Annotated in this window: 14 protein-coding genes and 1 tRNA gene; 10 read left to right on the top strand and 5 right to left on the bottom strand. The window is 74.6% G+C overall.

What is annotated here, in order from left to right; translation table 11 throughout:
* The first annotated feature begins 207 nt into the window (after positions 1–207).
* Genes WHI96_RS15965 through WHI96_RS15945 form a run of 5 tightly spaced genes read left to right on the top strand, consistent with a single transcriptional unit; the run spans position 208 to position 6,070 of the window.
* Positions 208–558 (top strand): hypothetical protein, encoded by a 351-nt coding sequence (locus tag WHI96_RS15965; RefSeq protein ID WP_062400879.1) that lies wholly within the window; start codon positions 208–210, stop codon positions 556–558.
* Positions 555–2,387 carry a hypothetical protein gene (locus tag WHI96_RS15960; protein WP_345646431.1) on the top strand — a complete coding sequence of 611 codons (1,833 nt, stop codon included), beginning with the start codon at positions 555–557 and terminating at the stop codon, positions 2,385–2,387. Before WHI96_RS15965 ends, WHI96_RS15960 begins: the two co-directional genes overlap by 4 nt.
* On the top strand, positions 2,387–4,375 hold the full coding sequence (locus WHI96_RS15955; protein WP_345646434.1) for a hypothetical protein: 1,989 nt from the start codon (positions 2,387–2,389) through the stop codon (positions 4,373–4,375). The genes WHI96_RS15960 and WHI96_RS15955 overlap by 1 nt, the downstream gene beginning before the upstream one ends.
* Before the next feature lie 26 nt (positions 4,376–4,401).
* Positions 4,402–5,697, top strand: a complete 1,296-nt coding sequence (locus WHI96_RS15950; protein WP_345646437.1) for a YeeE/YedE family protein — start codon at positions 4,402–4,404, stop codon at positions 5,695–5,697.
* Between the two features lie 37 nt (positions 5,698–5,734).
* Entirely contained in the window at positions 5,735–6,070 is a 336-nt protein-coding gene (locus tag WHI96_RS15945; RefSeq protein ID WP_345646440.1) for a hypothetical protein, read from the top strand.
* Positions 6,071–6,169: 99 nt separating this feature from the next.
* On the opposite strand, the gene WHI96_RS15940 is transcribed toward WHI96_RS15945, so the two are convergent.
* A complete protein-coding gene (locus tag WHI96_RS15940) occupies positions 6,170–6,973 on the bottom strand; it encodes a YceI family protein (RefSeq protein WP_345646442.1) in 804 nt (267 codons plus the stop codon).
* On the bottom strand, positions 6,966–7,814 hold the full coding sequence (locus tag WHI96_RS15935; protein WP_345646445.1) for an MSCRAMM family protein: 849 nt from the start codon (positions 7,812–7,814) through the stop codon (positions 6,966–6,968). The genes WHI96_RS15940 and WHI96_RS15935 overlap by 8 nt, the downstream gene beginning before the upstream one ends.
* Before the next feature lie 158 nt (positions 7,815–7,972).
* Here WHI96_RS15935 and WHI96_RS15930 point away from each other — a divergent pair, with 158 nt between their 5' ends.
* Both WHI96_RS15930 and WHI96_RS15925 read left to right on the top strand, forming a co-directional pair.
* Positions 7,973–8,917 carry an AurF N-oxygenase family protein gene (locus WHI96_RS15930; protein WP_345646448.1) on the top strand — a complete coding sequence of 315 codons (945 nt, stop codon included), beginning with the start codon at positions 7,973–7,975 and terminating at the stop codon, positions 8,915–8,917.
* A 13-nt stretch (positions 8,918–8,930) separates the two neighbouring features.
* Complete coding sequence (locus WHI96_RS15925; RefSeq protein ID WP_345646451.1) at positions 8,931–10,430, top strand: FAD-dependent oxidoreductase; 1,500 nt, start codon at positions 8,931–8,933, stop codon at positions 10,428–10,430.
* 172 nt (positions 10,431–10,602) lie between these two features.
* Here WHI96_RS15925 and WHI96_RS15920 read toward each other — a convergent pair whose 3' ends face one another.
* Positions 10,603–11,415, bottom strand: coding sequence for a hypothetical protein (locus tag WHI96_RS15920; protein WP_345646454.1), 813 nt, complete (start codon positions 11,413–11,415; stop codon positions 10,603–10,605).
* 434 nt (positions 11,416–11,849) lie between these two features.
* Here WHI96_RS15920 and WHI96_RS15915 point away from each other — a divergent pair, with 434 nt between their 5' ends.
* Positions 11,850–12,422 carry a hemerythrin domain-containing protein gene (locus WHI96_RS15915; RefSeq protein WP_345646456.1) on the top strand — a complete coding sequence of 191 codons (573 nt, stop codon included), beginning with the start codon at positions 11,850–11,852 and terminating at the stop codon, positions 12,420–12,422.
* A gap of 2 nt (positions 12,423–12,424) precedes the next feature.
* Entirely contained in the window at positions 12,425–13,246 is an 822-nt protein-coding gene (locus WHI96_RS15910; protein ID WP_345646459.1) for a family 1 encapsulin nanocompartment shell protein, read from the top strand.
* 182 nt (positions 13,247–13,428) lie between these two features.
* On the opposite strand, the gene WHI96_RS15905 is transcribed toward WHI96_RS15910, so the two are convergent.
* Positions 13,429–13,502 (bottom strand) — tRNA-Arg (locus tag WHI96_RS15905).
* Between the two features lie 192 nt (positions 13,503–13,694).
* On the opposite strand from WHI96_RS15905, the gene WHI96_RS15900 reads away from it, so the two are divergent.
* Positions 13,695–14,498 (top strand): Stp1/IreP family PP2C-type Ser/Thr phosphatase, encoded by an 804-nt coding sequence (locus WHI96_RS15900; RefSeq protein WP_345646462.1) that lies wholly within the window; start codon positions 13,695–13,697, stop codon positions 14,496–14,498.
* A 3-nt stretch (positions 14,499–14,501) separates the two neighbouring features.
* On the opposite strand, the gene WHI96_RS15895 is transcribed toward WHI96_RS15900, so the two are convergent.
* On the bottom strand, positions 14,502–15,125 hold the full coding sequence (locus WHI96_RS15895; protein WP_345646465.1) for a methyltransferase domain-containing protein: 624 nt from the start codon (positions 15,123–15,125) through the stop codon (positions 14,502–14,504).
* Between the last annotated feature and the right edge of the window lie 765 nt (positions 15,126–15,890).

Below are 15,890 nucleotides of genomic sequence, written 5' to 3'. Positions count from 1 at the left end.
GACACACCACCGCGCCTCGCGCGGACCTCCCGCCCCGCCCTTCCGGCGGCCCGGGAGGGTGGAGTCCGACGCCCGTCGGAACGCACGCCCGCGCCTGCCCGCGCCCCGCACCGCCGTCCACGCCGGACGGGGGCTGCGGCCCGCCGCTCGCCGGACGTCCACATCGGACCCCAACCCGCTCCCCGTCACAAGAGAAGGAGACACGTCGTGCCTCAGCACCGCGCACGGTCCGCGTCCCGGGCCCGGCTGATCGCCGGCGGAGCCGCTCTCGCCGGCACCGCCCTGATCGGCCTGTCCGGCGCGGCCCAGGCGGCCACCCCGGACCTGGTCCCCGACCTGGGCCCGATCCTCAGCGCCCCGAACGACGACCAGCCGGACCCGGCGCCGACCGCGCCCCCGGTCGAGTCGTCCTACGAGGCGTTCGACTCCGACCAGCCGATCCAGCAGCTGCGCGACTTCGCCCCCGCGGGCGTCCCCGCCGCCGGGCTGGTCGACGTCGTGTCGAAGGCGCCGAAGCAGATCACCCCGACCTTCCTCAGCGGTGGGGCCGGCGAATGAGCCTGCTCCCGAAGTCCCGCTGGGCGCGCCGGGGGCTCATCGCCCTCGCGAGCGCCGCCGTCGTCGCCGGGGTCGTCGCGATCCCCGCGTCGGCCCAGGGAACGATCGACAAGGTCAAGTCCGAGGTCACCGGCGCCGACGGCAAGAACTACTGGGTCGAGAACAACCTCACGCCGGAGGCCCGTCAGCAGTCCGCCGACGGGCCCAAGAAGGAGTACGCGCTGGTCTGGGCCGGTGACGAGAACGTCGCCGACACCGCGGTCGCCGACGTGCGCAACCTGCCCGGGTCGCTGCTCGACCCGGTCGACAAGGTCCGCGACGCCGCCCCGGGTCCGGACTTCCTGGCCGTCGTCGACGTCACCAAGGACACCCCGGACTACGGCAAGGTCGTCAACACCGCGACCGTCGGCCCGCTCGTGGAGAACGAGCCGCACCACATGCAGTACTCGTGGCGCAAGGGCGACAAGATCTACGCGGGCGGCCTGTACTCCGCGGCCACCTACGTCTTCGACGTCGCGGCGCTGCCGGAGATCAAGCTGTCGGGCATCTCGCTGCCGTCGCAGACGCTCTGCGGCTCGGTGCCGGACGCCTACTGGGTCCTGAAGGACGGCACCGCCTACGGCACCTACATGGGCGGCCCCGTCGCCCCGGGTCCGTGCCGCTACACCAACGGCGAGGTCCGCACTGGTAACGGCTTCGCGGGCTCTCCCGGCTCGGTGGTCCGGTTCGACCAGGAGGGCAAGAACCTCGTCGAGGCCCCGGCCGCGACCGAGACGCCCGAGGACCCGACCCAGTGCCTCAACATGCCGGCCCTGGGCAACCCCACCTGCGCGAACCCGCACGGCATCCAGGTCCGCGAGGACCTGAACACCATGGTCACCAGTGACTACGCGGAGCCGCGGTCGATCATCCTCGACCCGGTGAAGAACCCGTCGCCGTACCTGCGCCGGCCCACCGTGCGGACCTGGGACATCTCCGACCTGAACAAGCCGAAGGTCAAGTCGGTGCAGTACCTGCCGACCGGTCCGCGCTCCAACGGGGTCGACCCGTTGCGGAACGAGAACCGCGCCGTCATGGAGACCACGGTCACCAACCGGCCGGAGAACAAGGGCGCGTTCGCCCAGACCATGCAGGGCGGTGCGATCCACTACACGCCGGACATCACCGCCGAGAACCCGGTCTGGAAGGAGGTCTTCGACCTGGGGACCTCCGCCCCCGAGCTGGGCGTCGGTGGCGAGAACGGCGGCCCGAGCGCCAACGGTGGCTGGATCCAGACCAGCGCCGACGACAAGACGCTCTACCACGCCACGATCGGCCGCAAGGCCGGCACGCTGGGCCCGGACGACAAGGGCACGGCGGGCGGTGTCATCGCGCTCGACATCGAGAAGCTGCTGGCCTCGGGCGGGACCCCGGAGTGCTCCATCGACACCATCGAGGAGACCACCGCCGGCGGTGCCGAGGCCGACTGCCCGACCATCAAGAGCACGGTCGGCATCAACCCGGACCAGACCGGCGCGGGCCCGCACTGGGGCGCGCTGGACAACCTGGAGCGCGGTGACGACGGCTACTTCCGCCACACCGACCAGCCCAAGCGCCTCGCGACCGCGAACTACTTCGTGGCCCGCACCGGGCTCGACGGCGACCACCGGGTCTGCATGGTGGACATCGCCCAGGACGGCAAGCTCAGCCTGGACGAGACGTTCAAGGACGAGGACACCGGCGACACGTGCCTGAACTTCAACCGTCAGCACTGGCCGCACGGCGACTTCGGCAACGCCAAGCCGCACTCGATGCTGTTCGTCGCGGCCGACGAGGACATCAAGGACTGATGATGTCCCCCTCGTCGATCGTGACGCTCGTGCCGGCCGGCGGGCTCCTGCCCGCCGGCCCGGCCGGGGACGCCCCCGCCCTGCTCCGTGCAGTGGCGGGGGCCGCCCCGGCGGTCCTCGCCCGAGGACCCCAGGACGGCGTGCCGTTCGCGGACACGGCCCTGCGGCTGGTCCTGCTCACCGCGCTCGCCGTGGTGGCCGGAACCGGTCTGGTCCGTGTCCTGGCCGGTGCACCCGGACGCGCCGAGCGGGTCGTCGCGGGAGTCGCGGCGCTCGTCGCCGTCTCCGCCGCGGTTGCCGCAATGACCCGGTCCGGCGCCGGGCCGACCGGCTGGACCCTGTTCCTGCTCGTGGCCGCGGTCGCGGTGCCGGCCCTGCTGGCCGGGTCGCGCCCGGTCCTGGCCGTGGTCCCCGCGGTCGCGGTGACCGCGCTGCTGGTCCTCCAGCTCGCCGGCACCCCCGGCGCGCCGTGGTTCGCGCTCGACGCCGGCTACGCCGTCGTCGGGTCCCTGGCCGCCGGTGCGGCGGTGCACCTGGGCACCACCCGCACCGACGACGACGCGCGGCCCGCCAGGGTGCGCGTGCTCGGCATCGCGGCGGGCGCGGTGGGGGCCGTGCTCGCCGCGGTGCGCCTCGCCGTCGCCGGGCCGTTCTCGCTCACCGACGTGCACGGCACCGGCTTCGGCCGCGCCGCGCTGGTGACGGTCGTGGCCCCGGCCGCGGTCGCGGCCCTGCTGCTCGCCGAGAGCGTGCTGACCCGCCGCGCGGGCCACCGGGTCCGCGCCGACGAGGTGCGCGACCGCGTCCGCACCCCCGCCGCGCTGGCCGCGGTCGTCGCCGTCGGCGCGGCGACGCTGCTCGCCGCCCTCCCCGCGCCGGCCCCCGCGGCCGTCCCGGGCCAGGCCCTGCTGCGGGCGGTCGACCTCGGTACCGGACCGCTCACGCTGGCCGTCGCCCCGATGCGGCCCGGCCCCAACCTCGTGCAGCTCACCGGCGCCGGGGTCACCGTGACCGGGCCGGACGTCACGATGCCCGCCGGACACGGTGAGACCGGTGCCCCCGCCGGCTACGCCGTCCGCGCCGGGGACCGGGACGTGCCGTTCACGGCCCGCTCCGGCGCCCCGGGCGGCTGGGCGCTGGTCGACCTGCCCGAGGGCACGACCTCGATCACCGTCACCGCGGGGGGGCTGGCCCGCGCGGTGCCGGTCGACGTCGGCACCGACCGGGCCGCACCCGCCGGCGCGACCGGCGCCGACGGACCGGAGTGCCTGTCCGCCGCCGTCGGGCGGATCGTGGCCGGGGGCGACCCCGGGCTCGGCCCGTGCCCGTCGGAGGCCCTCGAGCCGGCCGACGCCCGCGCCCTGCGCGGCACCGTCCGCGCGCTCGCCTCGCAGCAGGCGCCGGGTCTGGCGATCGCAGGGGACGTGTCCCCGCGTTCGCGCGCCGCTGCCGACGTCGTGCGCGGCGAGGCCGCCGCGACCGGGCTGCCGGTGCGCTCGGCCCCCGGCCCGGACGACGCCCTGATCGTCGTGTCCGGGTGGCAGCACGCCGCGACCACCGTGCGGGACACCGCCCGGGCGGCGCAGACCACACCGACCGCGCTCGGCGGGACCTACCTCGCGCCGTGGCTGCTGACCGGGGGAGTACTCGGGCAGAGCCCCGGCACCCTGCTCCCGCTGGACTTCGGCCCGCAGGAGCAGGTCCCGCAGCGCTACGTCCGGACGCTCGCCGCCGTCGCACCGGGGTCCGCCCCGTCGCTGTCGGGCCTGCGCGCCTGGACCGCGACGACCGGTGAGCCCTACACCGATCCGGCACCGGCTCTGTACGGTGCCGCCCCGGTGAGCGTGCCGATGACCGCCGACGACGACGACGGCGGGCACCACGGTGCCCCCAACGAGGCCGCCTGGTTCCCGGGCGGCGCGATCGTCCGGATCGGCTCCGCCCTGAGCGACCCCGGGCCCGGCGCCCCCGCCGGCCCCACCCCCTGACCAGCACCACCCACGAGGAGGCTCCCGTGTCGATCACGAAGGACCCGCCCGGCCGGTCGCCGGGATCACTGGCCCGCGCGTTGCGCGAGCTGCCCGGCAGCGGGCGCACCGCGTTCGGCCCGCAGGACCGCGCCGCCGCCCCGCCGCAGTGGCGGGTCGTCGCCGTCGGCCTGGTCCTGGCCGTGCTGTTCCTGGTCGGGGTGGGCACGGTGGCCCCGGCGACGATGGTCGGCACCGCCGCGCTCGGCCTGGCCCTGGGCTTCACCCTGTTCCACTCCCGGTTCGGCTTCACCTCCGGCTGGCGCCAGCTCGTCGCCGTCGGGCAGGGCGCCGCGATCCGCGCGCACATGGTCATGCTGGCGACGGCGTCGGTGCTGTTCGCGGTGATCCTCTCGTCCGGGTTCGCCCTCGCCGGCGAGCCGAAGGGGTTCACCAACCCGATCGGTATCGGGCTCGTCGTCGGCGCGTTCCTGTTCGGCGTCGGCATGCAGGTCGGCGGGTCGTGCGCCTCGGGCACGCTGTTCGCCGTCGGCAGCGGGCAGTCCGCGATCGTGCTGACCCTGCTCGGGTTCATCGTCGGCTCGATGTTCGCGGTGTTCACCCACACCTTCTGGACGCAGACCGTGCCGCAGGGCCCGAGCGTCAACCTGGCCCAGGTGCTGGGCTACCCCGGCGCCGTCGCCGTCACCCTGCTGGTGACGGCCGCGATCACCGCGGTCACCTGGGTGGTCGCCCGCCGGCGTACCCCGCCGCCGGTCGAGCGCCCGCCGTCGGCGCGCGGCGTCGCGCGGGTCCTGCGCGGCTCGTGGCCGATGTGGGTCGGCGCGGTCGTGCTCGCCGTGCTCAACGCGGCGGTCCTGTTCGTCTCCGCCGCCCCGTGGGGCGTGACCTCGGCGTTCGCGCTGTGGGGCTCGAAGGTCCTGCAGGCCGTCGGTTTCGACATGGCGGGGCTGGCGTACTGGCAGGTCCCGGCGAACGCGCGGTCGCTGGCCGCGCCGGTGCTGGCCGACCGCATCTCCAACCTCGACGTCGGCATCATGATCGGCGCACTGGTGGCCTCCGCGGTGGGCGGTGCGTTCGTGCTGCACAAGCGGATCCCGTGGAAGCTCGCCCTCGGCGCGGTCCTCGGCGGCATCGCCATGGGCTACGGCGCGCGCCTCGCGGGCGGCTGCAACATCGGTGCCTACTTCTCCGGCATCGCCTCGTTCAGCCTGCACGGCTGGATCTGGGCCGTCGTCGCACTCGGCGGCACCTGGGTCGGGCTGCGGCTGCGGCCGGTCTTCGGCCTGACCAACCCCAAGCCGGCCGACTCGCTCTGCTGAGCCGGCCGGACGCTCCCCCACCAGAGAGGTTCACACGATGACCGCACGTACCACCGTCCGCGCGCTGGCCGCCGTCGCCGGCGCCGGGGCACTGGCCACCCTGGCCGGCGGGCTCGCCCACGCCGACGAGGACCACCACGGCAGCCGGCACGGCCACGGCGACGCCCACTACGACGGCTCCGTCTGGCACTACGACGGCGAGGCCCACCCCTCCGACTCGGCCGACCTGGACCCGTCCGCGGGCGACCGGCAGGACGGGAACACCGCGGTGTACCTGCTGAAGGACGTCCCGGCCGCGCCGCTGCCCGAGGACCTGCTGAAGCCGGTCGACCTGACCGCACCCGCGTTCGGCGTGCTGGACGGCCTGACCTGAGACCCGGCCCGGGCTGCTGTGCACAGGGCCGCCCGGGCCGAGCCGGCCGCCCCGCCCGGACCACGTGTCCGGGCGGGGCGGCCGTGCGCCGGGGGTGGGTCAGTCCTCCTGCAGGACGGCCTGTACGTCGAGGTCGATCCGCAGCGTCCGGCCGACGGCCAGCACCCCGGCCAGCACCGACTGGTTCCAGTCGATCGCGAACTCGTCGCGGGAGATCTCGGTGGTGGCGGTGAACGCCGCCCGGGTGCCGCCCCACAGGTCGGGGCCGGTGCCGCCGTAGGTCATGTGCAGGTCGACGGGGGCCTTGACGCCCTTGAGCGCCAGCATCCCGTGCACCGTCCAGCGGGTGGCGTCGACGCGGGTCAGGCCGTCGCCGTCGTAGCCGATCGCCGGGTGGCCGTCGACGTCGAGGAAGTCCGCGGTCCGCAGGTGGGTGTCGCGGTCGGGGTCGTCGGAGTCGACCGAGCCCGCGTCGATCGACACGCTCACCGAGCTGGCCTCGAACGGGTCCGCCACCCGCAGGTCGCCGGAGAACCGGCGCAGCCTGCCGTGGATGCGGCTCATCCCCAGGTGCAGCGCGGTGGCCCGGATGCTGGAGTGCTGCGGGTCGATCCGCCACAGGCCCGGGGTGGGCAGCACCGCGCCGCCCGCCCGGGCGAGCTCGACGCGGCCCAGGTCGGTGCCGTCCCCGGCGAGGGAGACCGCCCGCGCGGACGGCTCGTACCCCGCCGCCGCGACGACGACCGTGTGCGGCCCCGACGCCAGCTCCGTCACCGCGAACCCGCCGTCGGCCCGGCTGGCCGCCCGGCCCCGCTGCACGCCGGTGGCGTCCATGACGGTGACCGTCGCGCCGGTCACCGGCCAGCCGTCGGGGGTGCTCAGCCGTCCGTAGAGCTCAGCCACGTCCCTGCTCCGTCCTCGTCGGGTCGCCGATCCGGTCGTCGGTCGGGTCCGGGGCGCCGAAGCGCACCTCGACCGGTGTGGTCGCGCCGCGCGCCACCTGCACCGCGACGACGACCGGCGCCCAGCCGCTCGCCGTCAGCTCGTGCCGTCCGGGCGGGAGCCCGTGCAGCTCGTAGCTGCCGTCCCGGCCGGTGGTGGTCTCGGCGACGGTGCGTCCGTCACTGTCGCCGATCACGATCCGCGCACCGGGGACCGGGCGGCCGTCGCCGCTGCGGGCGACGCCGGCGATCCCGGCCAGGGCGGGGAACCGCAGCTCCACCGGCGGCCCGGCCGGGTCGGCGTCGACCGTGCGGGCCAGCGGCCCGTGCCCGGGTGCGGTCGCGGTGAGGGTGTGCGGGCCGGTGCCGGGGGTCTCGGCCAGGAACCGGCCCGCCGGGTCGGTCGGCGTGTGCGCGACGACCTCGCCCGCGGTGTCGATCAGGGTGACGGCGGCGCCCCCGACCGGGCGGCCCGCGGCGTCGGTCAGCGTGCCCCGCACCGTGCCGCCGCCGGCGACGGTCACGTCGTGCCGGGCGGGGGCGGCGACGACGGCGACCAGCCCGGCGTCGGGCCCGGCACCGTCGGTCCGGGTCACCACCAGGTAGGTCCCGCCGGTGGTCAGGGCCACGGCGTAGGTGCCGTCGCCGCCGCTGACGGCCCGCCCGTGCTGACGCCCGTCGAGGTCGGTGACGGTGACGGTCGCGCCCGGCACGGGGGTGCCGGACCGCCCCCGCACGGTGCCGACGACCGCAGGTCCGTCCCGTTCCGGTGTCACGTCGCGACCTCCCAGGTAGTTGCGCATCGCAACGATAACCCTCCCGGGTGGACGGTGCTCACCCGCGCCGGTGTCGTCGGCCGGTGATCGTGTCGTGTCGCGTCCCGGGACTTGCGTCACGTGTAACCGGTGGTAACGTTACCGGCGGTTACAGCACCTGACGTCGTTGTCTGCGAGGAGTCGACATGACCGCCACCGTTCCGGAGCACGGGCTCGAGGCCGGGGACGTCCGGCACGCAGCGGACCGGCACGCCGCCGACCGTCACGACACCGCCGAGCGTCTGCTGCGCTCGTCCGCGGAGCTCTCGTTCGACCCGGCCACCCAGGTCGACTGGGAGACCCCGCTGAACACCGACGACCACGGCATGAGCCCGGAGTGGAGCAGCCTCTACGGCACCGCCTACTGGGCGGAGCTGTCCGAGGAGAAGCGCACGGAGCTGACCCGCCACGAGGCCGCCTCGGTCGCCTCCACCGGCATCTGGTTCGAGATGATCCTGCAGCAGCTGGTCCTGCGGGACTTCTACGCCAAGGACCCGACCGACCCGTCGTTCCAGTGGGCCCTGACCGAGATCGCCGACGAGTGCCGGCACTCGATCATGTTCGCCCGCGGCTCGGCGAAGCTCGGGGCGCCCGCGTACGTCCCGAAGCGCTCCACGGTCGCGCTCGGCCGCTTCTGTGCGGCCACCTGGCGGGGCGAGGCCGCCTACGCCTCCATCCTGGTCGCCGAGGAGGTCCTCGACGTCATGCAGCGCGACTGGATGCGCGACGAGCGGGTCGCCCCGTTCGTGCGGACCATCTCCAACATCCACGTGGTGGAGGAGTCGCGGCACATGAAGTTCGCCCGCGAGGAGACGAAGGAGAACCTGCGCGGCGCCGGCCCGGTCCGCCGCCGGTGGCAGGCGCTGGCCGTCGCGATGGCCGCGTACTTCATCGTCACCAGCATGTGGAACGAGCAGGTCTACGCCAACGTCGGTCTCGACACCCGGCGCGCCCTGCGCGAGGCGGCCGGCAACGAGCACCACAAGGCGCTGCTGCGCTCCTCCTGCGCCGGGCTCATGGAGTTCCTGGGATCCTGCGGCCTGCTGACCAGGCCCGCGCTGTACTTCTACCGTCGCGCGAACCTGATCTGACCCGGAGCCGGCCGTGCCCTTCGCGATCACCCAGACCTGCTGCACCGACGCGTCCTGCGTCGCGGCGTGCCCGGTCAACTGCATCCACCCGACGCCCGACGAGGCGGACTTCGCCACGACCGACATGCTCTACATCGACCCGCGGGCGTGCATCGACTGCGGGGCGTGTGCCGACGCCTGCCCGGTCGACGCGATCGTCCCGGTGGAGAAGCTGAGCGCGTCGCTCGCCGGGTACGCCGAGGTCAACGCGGACTACTACGAGGGCAAGCCGGTCGCCGGGAAGCTGGAGGGCGACTCCCCGCTGTTCCACGAGTGGTACCCGCTGACGTTCACGCGGTCGCTGCCCGCGGACATGGCCCCGCTCGACGTCGCCGTCGTCGGGACCGGGCCCGCCGGGATGTACGCCGCCCAGGACCTGCTGCTGCACACCTCGTCGACGGTCACGCTGTACGACCGGCTCGACGTCGCGGGCGGTCTGGTGCGGTTCGGGGTCGCGCCCGACCACCCGTCGACGAAGGGGATCGGGGAGTCCTTCGCCCGCTTCCACACCCACCCGCGGGTGCGGATGCGCCTGGGCACCGAGGTCGGCCGCGACGTCACCGCCGACGAGCTCGCGCAGCGCCACGACGCCGTCATCTGGGCCGTCGGGGCGCCCGCGCCGCGCGACCTGGGCCTGCAGGGGGAGGGGCGAGTCGGCAGCATCGCCGCCGACACCGTCGTGGGCTGGTACAACGGCCACCCCGACGTGCCGCGCGACGCCGTCGACACCGCGGTGGAGCGGGTCGTCGTGGTCGGCACCGGCAACGTCGCGATCGACGTCGCCCGGGTCCTCACCGCGCCGGCCGCGGACCTCGAGGGCACCCCGATCGACCCCGCCGCGTCGGCCGCGCTGCGCACCGGTGCGATCACCGAGGTCGTCCTGCTCGCCCGCCGCGGCCCGGAGGCGGTCGCCGCGACCGCGCCGGAGCTGCGCGAGCTGCTGGGCCGCAGCACGGTCGAGGTCGTGGTCGACGAGCACGACCCCCGCATCGCCGAGTCCCTCGACGGTCCCGCCGCGTCGCCGTCGCACGCGCTGCTGCGCGGCGCCCGCCGGGAGAAGGTCGACTGGTCGGTGCCCGCGGAGCGCCCGCGGGTGGTGTTCCGGTTCCACTCGGCGCCCGAACGGATCGACGGCACCGTCCGGGTCCGCGGGGTGCACACCGCCGACGGGACCGACATCCCGGCCGACCTGGTCGTGCGCGCCGTCGGGCACCGCGGCCGCCCGGTCGCCGGCCTGCCGTTCGACGACGACCGCGGCGTCGTCCCGCACGACGCGGGCCGTGTCGCGGGCCGTCCCGGCCACTACGTCGTCGGCTGGATCAAGCGGGGCCCGTCCGGGGGGATCGGTACCAACCGCACCTGCGCGGCCGAGACCGTCGGGTCCCTGCTCGACGACGCCGTCGCCGGCCTGCTCCCGCCGCGCCGCCCGGCCTCGCGCCTGGGCGCGATCACCCGGCGGCTCCGCCGGAGCTGAGAGCCATCCTGCCCGTCGATCAGTACCTCAGCACCGTCCCGCCGCCGGACGACGACGCTCGTGTACTGATCGACGGCCGGACACGAGCGGCGGCCGGACACGAGCGGCGGCCGGACACGAGCGGCGGCCGGACACGAGCGGCGGCCGGGCGGGCAGGGGCGGCCGTCGCGGGTCAGCGGCTCAGGTCCAGCAGGGACAGCGCGCCGCGCAGCACGTCGTCGATCCGCGCGAGCGGGACGGTGCGGCGCCACCCGTCGAGCCCGCCGCGCACCAGGATCCTGCCGGGGGCGAGGTCGAGCCCGTGCAGGCGCAGCGCACCGGGCAGCCCGGGCAGCCCGACCCGTCCCGAGCGGATCGCCGCCAGCGGGCTGCGGTCGACCATCGCCCGCACCGAGCGACGGGTGTCCGCCGAGCGGGGTGGCCCCACCCACCGCCCCGCGACGGTCAGACCGGTGACCTTCCAGGACAGGGTGTGCGCGTCCACCGACACCGCGAGGTCGGCGGCACCGAGCCCGGGGCGGCGGCGCAGCCGGGCCCGGGCGACGCCGTCGGCGTCGACACCCACCTCGACCTGCGGGACGTGCTCGCGGAGCCGCCCGGCGACCCAGTCCGGGTCGAGCTCGGCCTCGATCTCCACCGGACCGCAGACCAGCTCCGGCGCGAGGCCGGGACGCAGCCGCACGTCCGCGGCGGTCACGGTGAGCCCGCGCAGCGCGAGACCGGGCCGCACGACGTCGCGCGCGGACAGGGTGACCGTGGCGAACCGCCCGGTCGCCAGCGCCCGGGCACCGAGCCCCGACGACGCGACGGCCGTCGGCACGAGCTGCACCTCCGACCCGCTGGAGCGCAGCGTCGTCGGACGTCCGACATAGCGCAGCCGCGCGGCCTCCAGCAGCGCGCGCAGCAGCAGCGCCGACCCGGGCGCCGTACCCGCGTCCAGCAGGGCCGCCGCCGCGGAGACCCCGGCCGGCGTCTCGACTGCCATGGCGCTGCGGGCTCCCTCGGACGGCGGACGGGTCGGTCCGAGCGTCGCAGGCCCGGCGGCGACCCGCCCGGCCGCGGCCGGGGTGTGCGACGACCCGCACGGCGTCGTCGGCCGGTGGCGCGACGGCGGTCGCGCGGCGTCGGCGCACCGGCACCGCCCGCCCTCGACACCTCGCCCGGTCGCGGGCCGCACCGGCACGGCGGTGGGCGCCCGTCGTCCCACCGCTGTCCCGCGACGCCACCCGGTCCGACGCGGATGCGCGCCGGACGCCGATCCGGCGTCGGGCTCCGGTCCGGACAGGTGCACAGTCACGGAGGAGTCCACCGTCGCCCGGCTGCACCGGCCACCGCCGACCTCGCCCCCGCCTCCGGCACCCCCGACGACCGCCGGGCCTTCGGCGAGACGGCGGCCCCGGACCGTCGTAGCCTGCGCGGGTGCCGGACATCACCACGTTGATCCTCGACGACCACGCCTGGTTCCGCCGACAGTTCGCCGCGCTGGACGAGCTCCAGGCCCGCGACTCCGACCCCCGTGAGCTCACCCGCCTGTGGGAGCCGCTCGCCGCGCGTCTCGACGTGCACGCCCTCGCCGAGGAGAAGATCTTCTACCCGCAGCTCCTCGCGCACGGGGAGGACCCGGAGGACGAGACACTCGACGCCATCGGGGACCACAACGAGATCCGCGACGGCGTCGCGCAGGCCGAGCGCAGCCCGGTCGGCAGCGGCCCGTGGTGGGAGGGGGTGTGGGCCGCCCGCCGTGCCAACGACGAGCACATGGGCGAGGAGGAGAACGAGGGCCTCGCCAACTTCCGTCTGAACGCCACCACCGGCCTGCGCGAGTCGCTCGGCCGGCAGTTCGCCGAGTTCCTCGACGCCCACCCCACCACCGCGGGCCTCGACAACTCCGACAAGGACCCCGAGGCCTACGTCGAGGAGGTCCAGGCCGAGATCGACCCGTCCGACCCGACCCGCGACGGGCTCGGCATCGGCAGCCTGAAGGGGAAGTAGACGTGGCCGTGCACGACCACCTCCTGCGGGAGAAGGCACCCATCCCCACGACCGCCTGGAAGGCCGTCGACGACGAGGCGCGCGAGCGCCTGACCCCGCTCCTGGCCGGGCGCCGCCTCGCGGACTGGACCGGGACCGCGGGCTGGGGGACGTCGTCGGTCGACCTCGGTCGCTCGCAGCGGCTCGACGGGCCGCCGCCCGGCCTCGCCGTCGACGGCATCACGGCGCGCCTGCGCCGGGTGCAGCCCCTCGCCGAGTTCCGGGTCCCGTTCACGGTGTCCCGCGACGAGATCGACGACCTGCAGCGCGGCGCGCAGGACCCGGAGTTCGACGACCTCGCCCGCGCCGCCCGTGCGGCCGCCGCGATCGAGAACCGGGCGATCTTCCACGGCTGGCCCGAGGCCGGCTTCGAGGGCATCGCGGACGTCTCGCCCTACGACACCGTGGCCCTGGGCGACAATCCCGACACCTACCCCGGCGCCATCGCCCGCGCGGTCGACCAGCTGCGTCGCAACGGCATCGAGGGCCCCTACGCGATGGCGATCGCGCCCGAGGGCTACACCCGCATCGTGGAGACCGCCGAGCACGGCGGCTACCCGCTGTTCGAGCACCTGAGCCGGATCCTCGGCGGGCAGATCCTGCGCGCCCACGGCCTCGACGGTGCCGTGGTCGTCAGCCAGCGCGGCGGGGACTTCCTGCTCGACGTCGGCCAGGACCTCGCGATCGGATACTCCGACCACGACGCCCGCGAGGTGCACCTCTACCTGGAGGAGAGCTTCACCTTCCGCGCCGTCGAACCGGACGCGAGCGTGCGCCTGCGCTGACCCGCGTACCCGCCGCCGACCGTGCCCCGTCGTGATCCGGCGGGGCACGGTCGTGCGTCGGGCGCGGCTCCACCGGTCGAGGCGCGGACGACGGACGCGGTCCGGCGGGCCGGGAACGGGAGGTACCGGTCGGGCCGATCGTGAAGCGGTCGGAGCGGCGATGCGCTGAACTGCGGAAAGTGTGCCCCCGGCAGGACTCGAACCTGCGACCTAGAGATTAGAAGGCTCTTGCTCTATCCAGCTGAGCTACGAGGGCCGGCTGCCCCGGACATCGTCCGGTGCGCTCTCACCGTAGCGAGGAGGGCAAGCGATCACGGCCGCGGCACCGTCGTCACGAACCACCCGATCCGGCCCGTGTGCTGGGCGGAGTGCCATCCGACCGGTTGAAGCACACGCCGAACGGGCCTCGCCTGCGACGCTGACGGACCGTGACGTCCATACTGTCCCCATGGTGCTGGGACTGCGATCCGCGCTCGGGTCGGATGTGGGCCGTCGCCGGACGTCGAACCAGGACTCCGGAGCGACGACCGGCCGACTGCTGATCGTGGCCGACGGGATGGGCGGTCACGCCCACGGCGAGATCGCGAGTGCGACGACGGTGTCGGTGTTCACCGAGCTGGAGGCCCGCCTGCCGCAGGATCTCACCGACGTCGATCTCGCCGCCGAGCTGACCGAGGCGCTCAACGACGCCACGGACCGGCTGGCCCGCCGCGCCGCGGACGAGCCGGAGATGCGGGGGATGGGCACGACCGTCGTCTCGCTGCTCCTCACCGGTGACCAGCTCGCGCTCGCCCACATCGGCGACTCGCGCATCTACCTGCTGCGGGGTGGCGAGCTGAGCCGTCTCACCCACGACCACACGATGGTTCAGCAGCTCGTCGACCAGGGGCAGATCACCCTCGAGGAGGCGGCGCACCACCCGCGCCGGTCCGTCCTGATGCGTGCGTTGAGCACCGACCACGCGCCGGACCCGGATCTCGACCGAGTCGACGTCCTCGCCGGGGACCGCTACCTCCTCTGCTCGGACGGTGTCACCGCGGTCCTCGACGACGAGGCACTGCACCGCGAGCTGGCCTCCGACGCCGAGCCGGACCAGGTCGTCACCCGGCTCATCGCACTCGCCAACGAGGGCGGCGGGCCCGACAACATCACCGCGATCGTCGCCGACGTCGTGGAGATCGACGACGTCGACGGCCCGGGTCAGGACCTGCGGATCGCCGGGGCCGTCGCCGAGATCGCCACCGCGGACTGACCCTCAGCGCCGGGCCACCACCCGGCGCAGCCGCACCGTGCGGACCGCCGAACGGTGCGCCGCGAGGTCCGCCCGGGCCCGCTCCGGCAGATCGGGCGGGTAGACGCCGGCCGCGCACAGCTCGTCCGCCCCATCCGAGGGCTCGACCCCGTCGAGGGTGAAGTCGAGACGGTCGTCGGCGAGCACGGCGAAGTCCGCGGCGGCCGCGAGCCAGTCCGGATGCTCGACGGCCGACCGGTGCCGCCACGCATCCCGCACCGCCTTCCGCAGCGGGCCCCCACGCCAGCCGAACGACCGGGGCGCCGGCACCAGGACCGAGATGAGGCCGTGCGGGGCGAGTACCCGCCGCAGCTCCGCGAACAGACCGTCGATGTCTCGGAGGTGGGGGAGCAGCATCGGCACGGCGACCCGGTCCACCGACCGCGTCCGCAGCGGGAGCGCCACGGGCGACGCCGTGATCCACAAGGGCTCGCTGTCCCCCGCCTCCACCACCAGCCGCCCGGCGACGACGGTCGCCCGGACCCTGCTCGTCGCACCCGGGGTACGGCACCAGGCCGCCGCGGTGAGCTCCGCGCCGGCACGCAGCCGGTGCAGGACGGGTGGGAGAACGTCTCCGTCGGGGTGCACGCGCCGAGTCTCGCGTGCCGACGGACGGCTCCCACGAGGCACCACGACGAACGGCCACCCGCGGACGACGATCGTGATCACCCGTCCCCGCCGGTCCCCGGCGAGGACGAGCTCCCGCCTGCCGACCGCTCGTCGCGGCCGGATGCCACGACGGACGGTCGGAAAAAATCTTGAAATCAGTTGGCGGGCAGGCGGGCGCGTGACGAACGACGGGTGGAGCGCCGGGTCCGCGTCCCGTCGCGAGCTTCCCCTTGCGCGATCGGCGCTGGTCAACCAGTATCCGGAGTGAGCTCGTCAGGGCGACCGTTCGTCGCTCGACAGGGTCGGGCTCGACCGTGGCGTTGTGCGGCTCGGAGACGGGTTTGCCCAGGTCAGTGCGGTTTTCCGACCCCGGTTTGACGTGCCCGAACGCCATGCCGTAACTTTCTTCCTGTCAGCGAGTGAGCCGGACAGAACGGGCCTTGAGAGGCCCGGTCAACAGGCCCCGCGGACAGTGACCCCCGGTGGTTCACCGAGTTTCTCGGTGTGGTTGTCTTTGTGGGTCAAGGCGATCCGTCTTCAGGATCCCGCTCTTTTCGGAGAGTCTGGGTGATTGCGGTGCGGGTGTCTTTTGAGAACTCAACAGTGTGTCGAGCTATTTTATTCGGTTTGGCGTTTTGTGCCAAATTGTTTGTTTGGTTGCAGCATTCGATCCCGTCGGGTGTTGTGGCCAGTTGTTTGTTGCAAGTCAGGGTTTTGTTGGAGAGTTTGATCCTGGCTCAGGAC

This window comes from Pseudonocardia tropica (assembly GCF_040105315.1).
GTDB lineage: Bacteria > Actinomycetota > Actinomycetes > Mycobacteriales > Pseudonocardiaceae > Pseudonocardia > Pseudonocardia alni.
The sequence above is the reverse complement of the archived record's forward strand: the minus strand, read 5'-3'. Positions and strand labels throughout refer to the sequence as shown.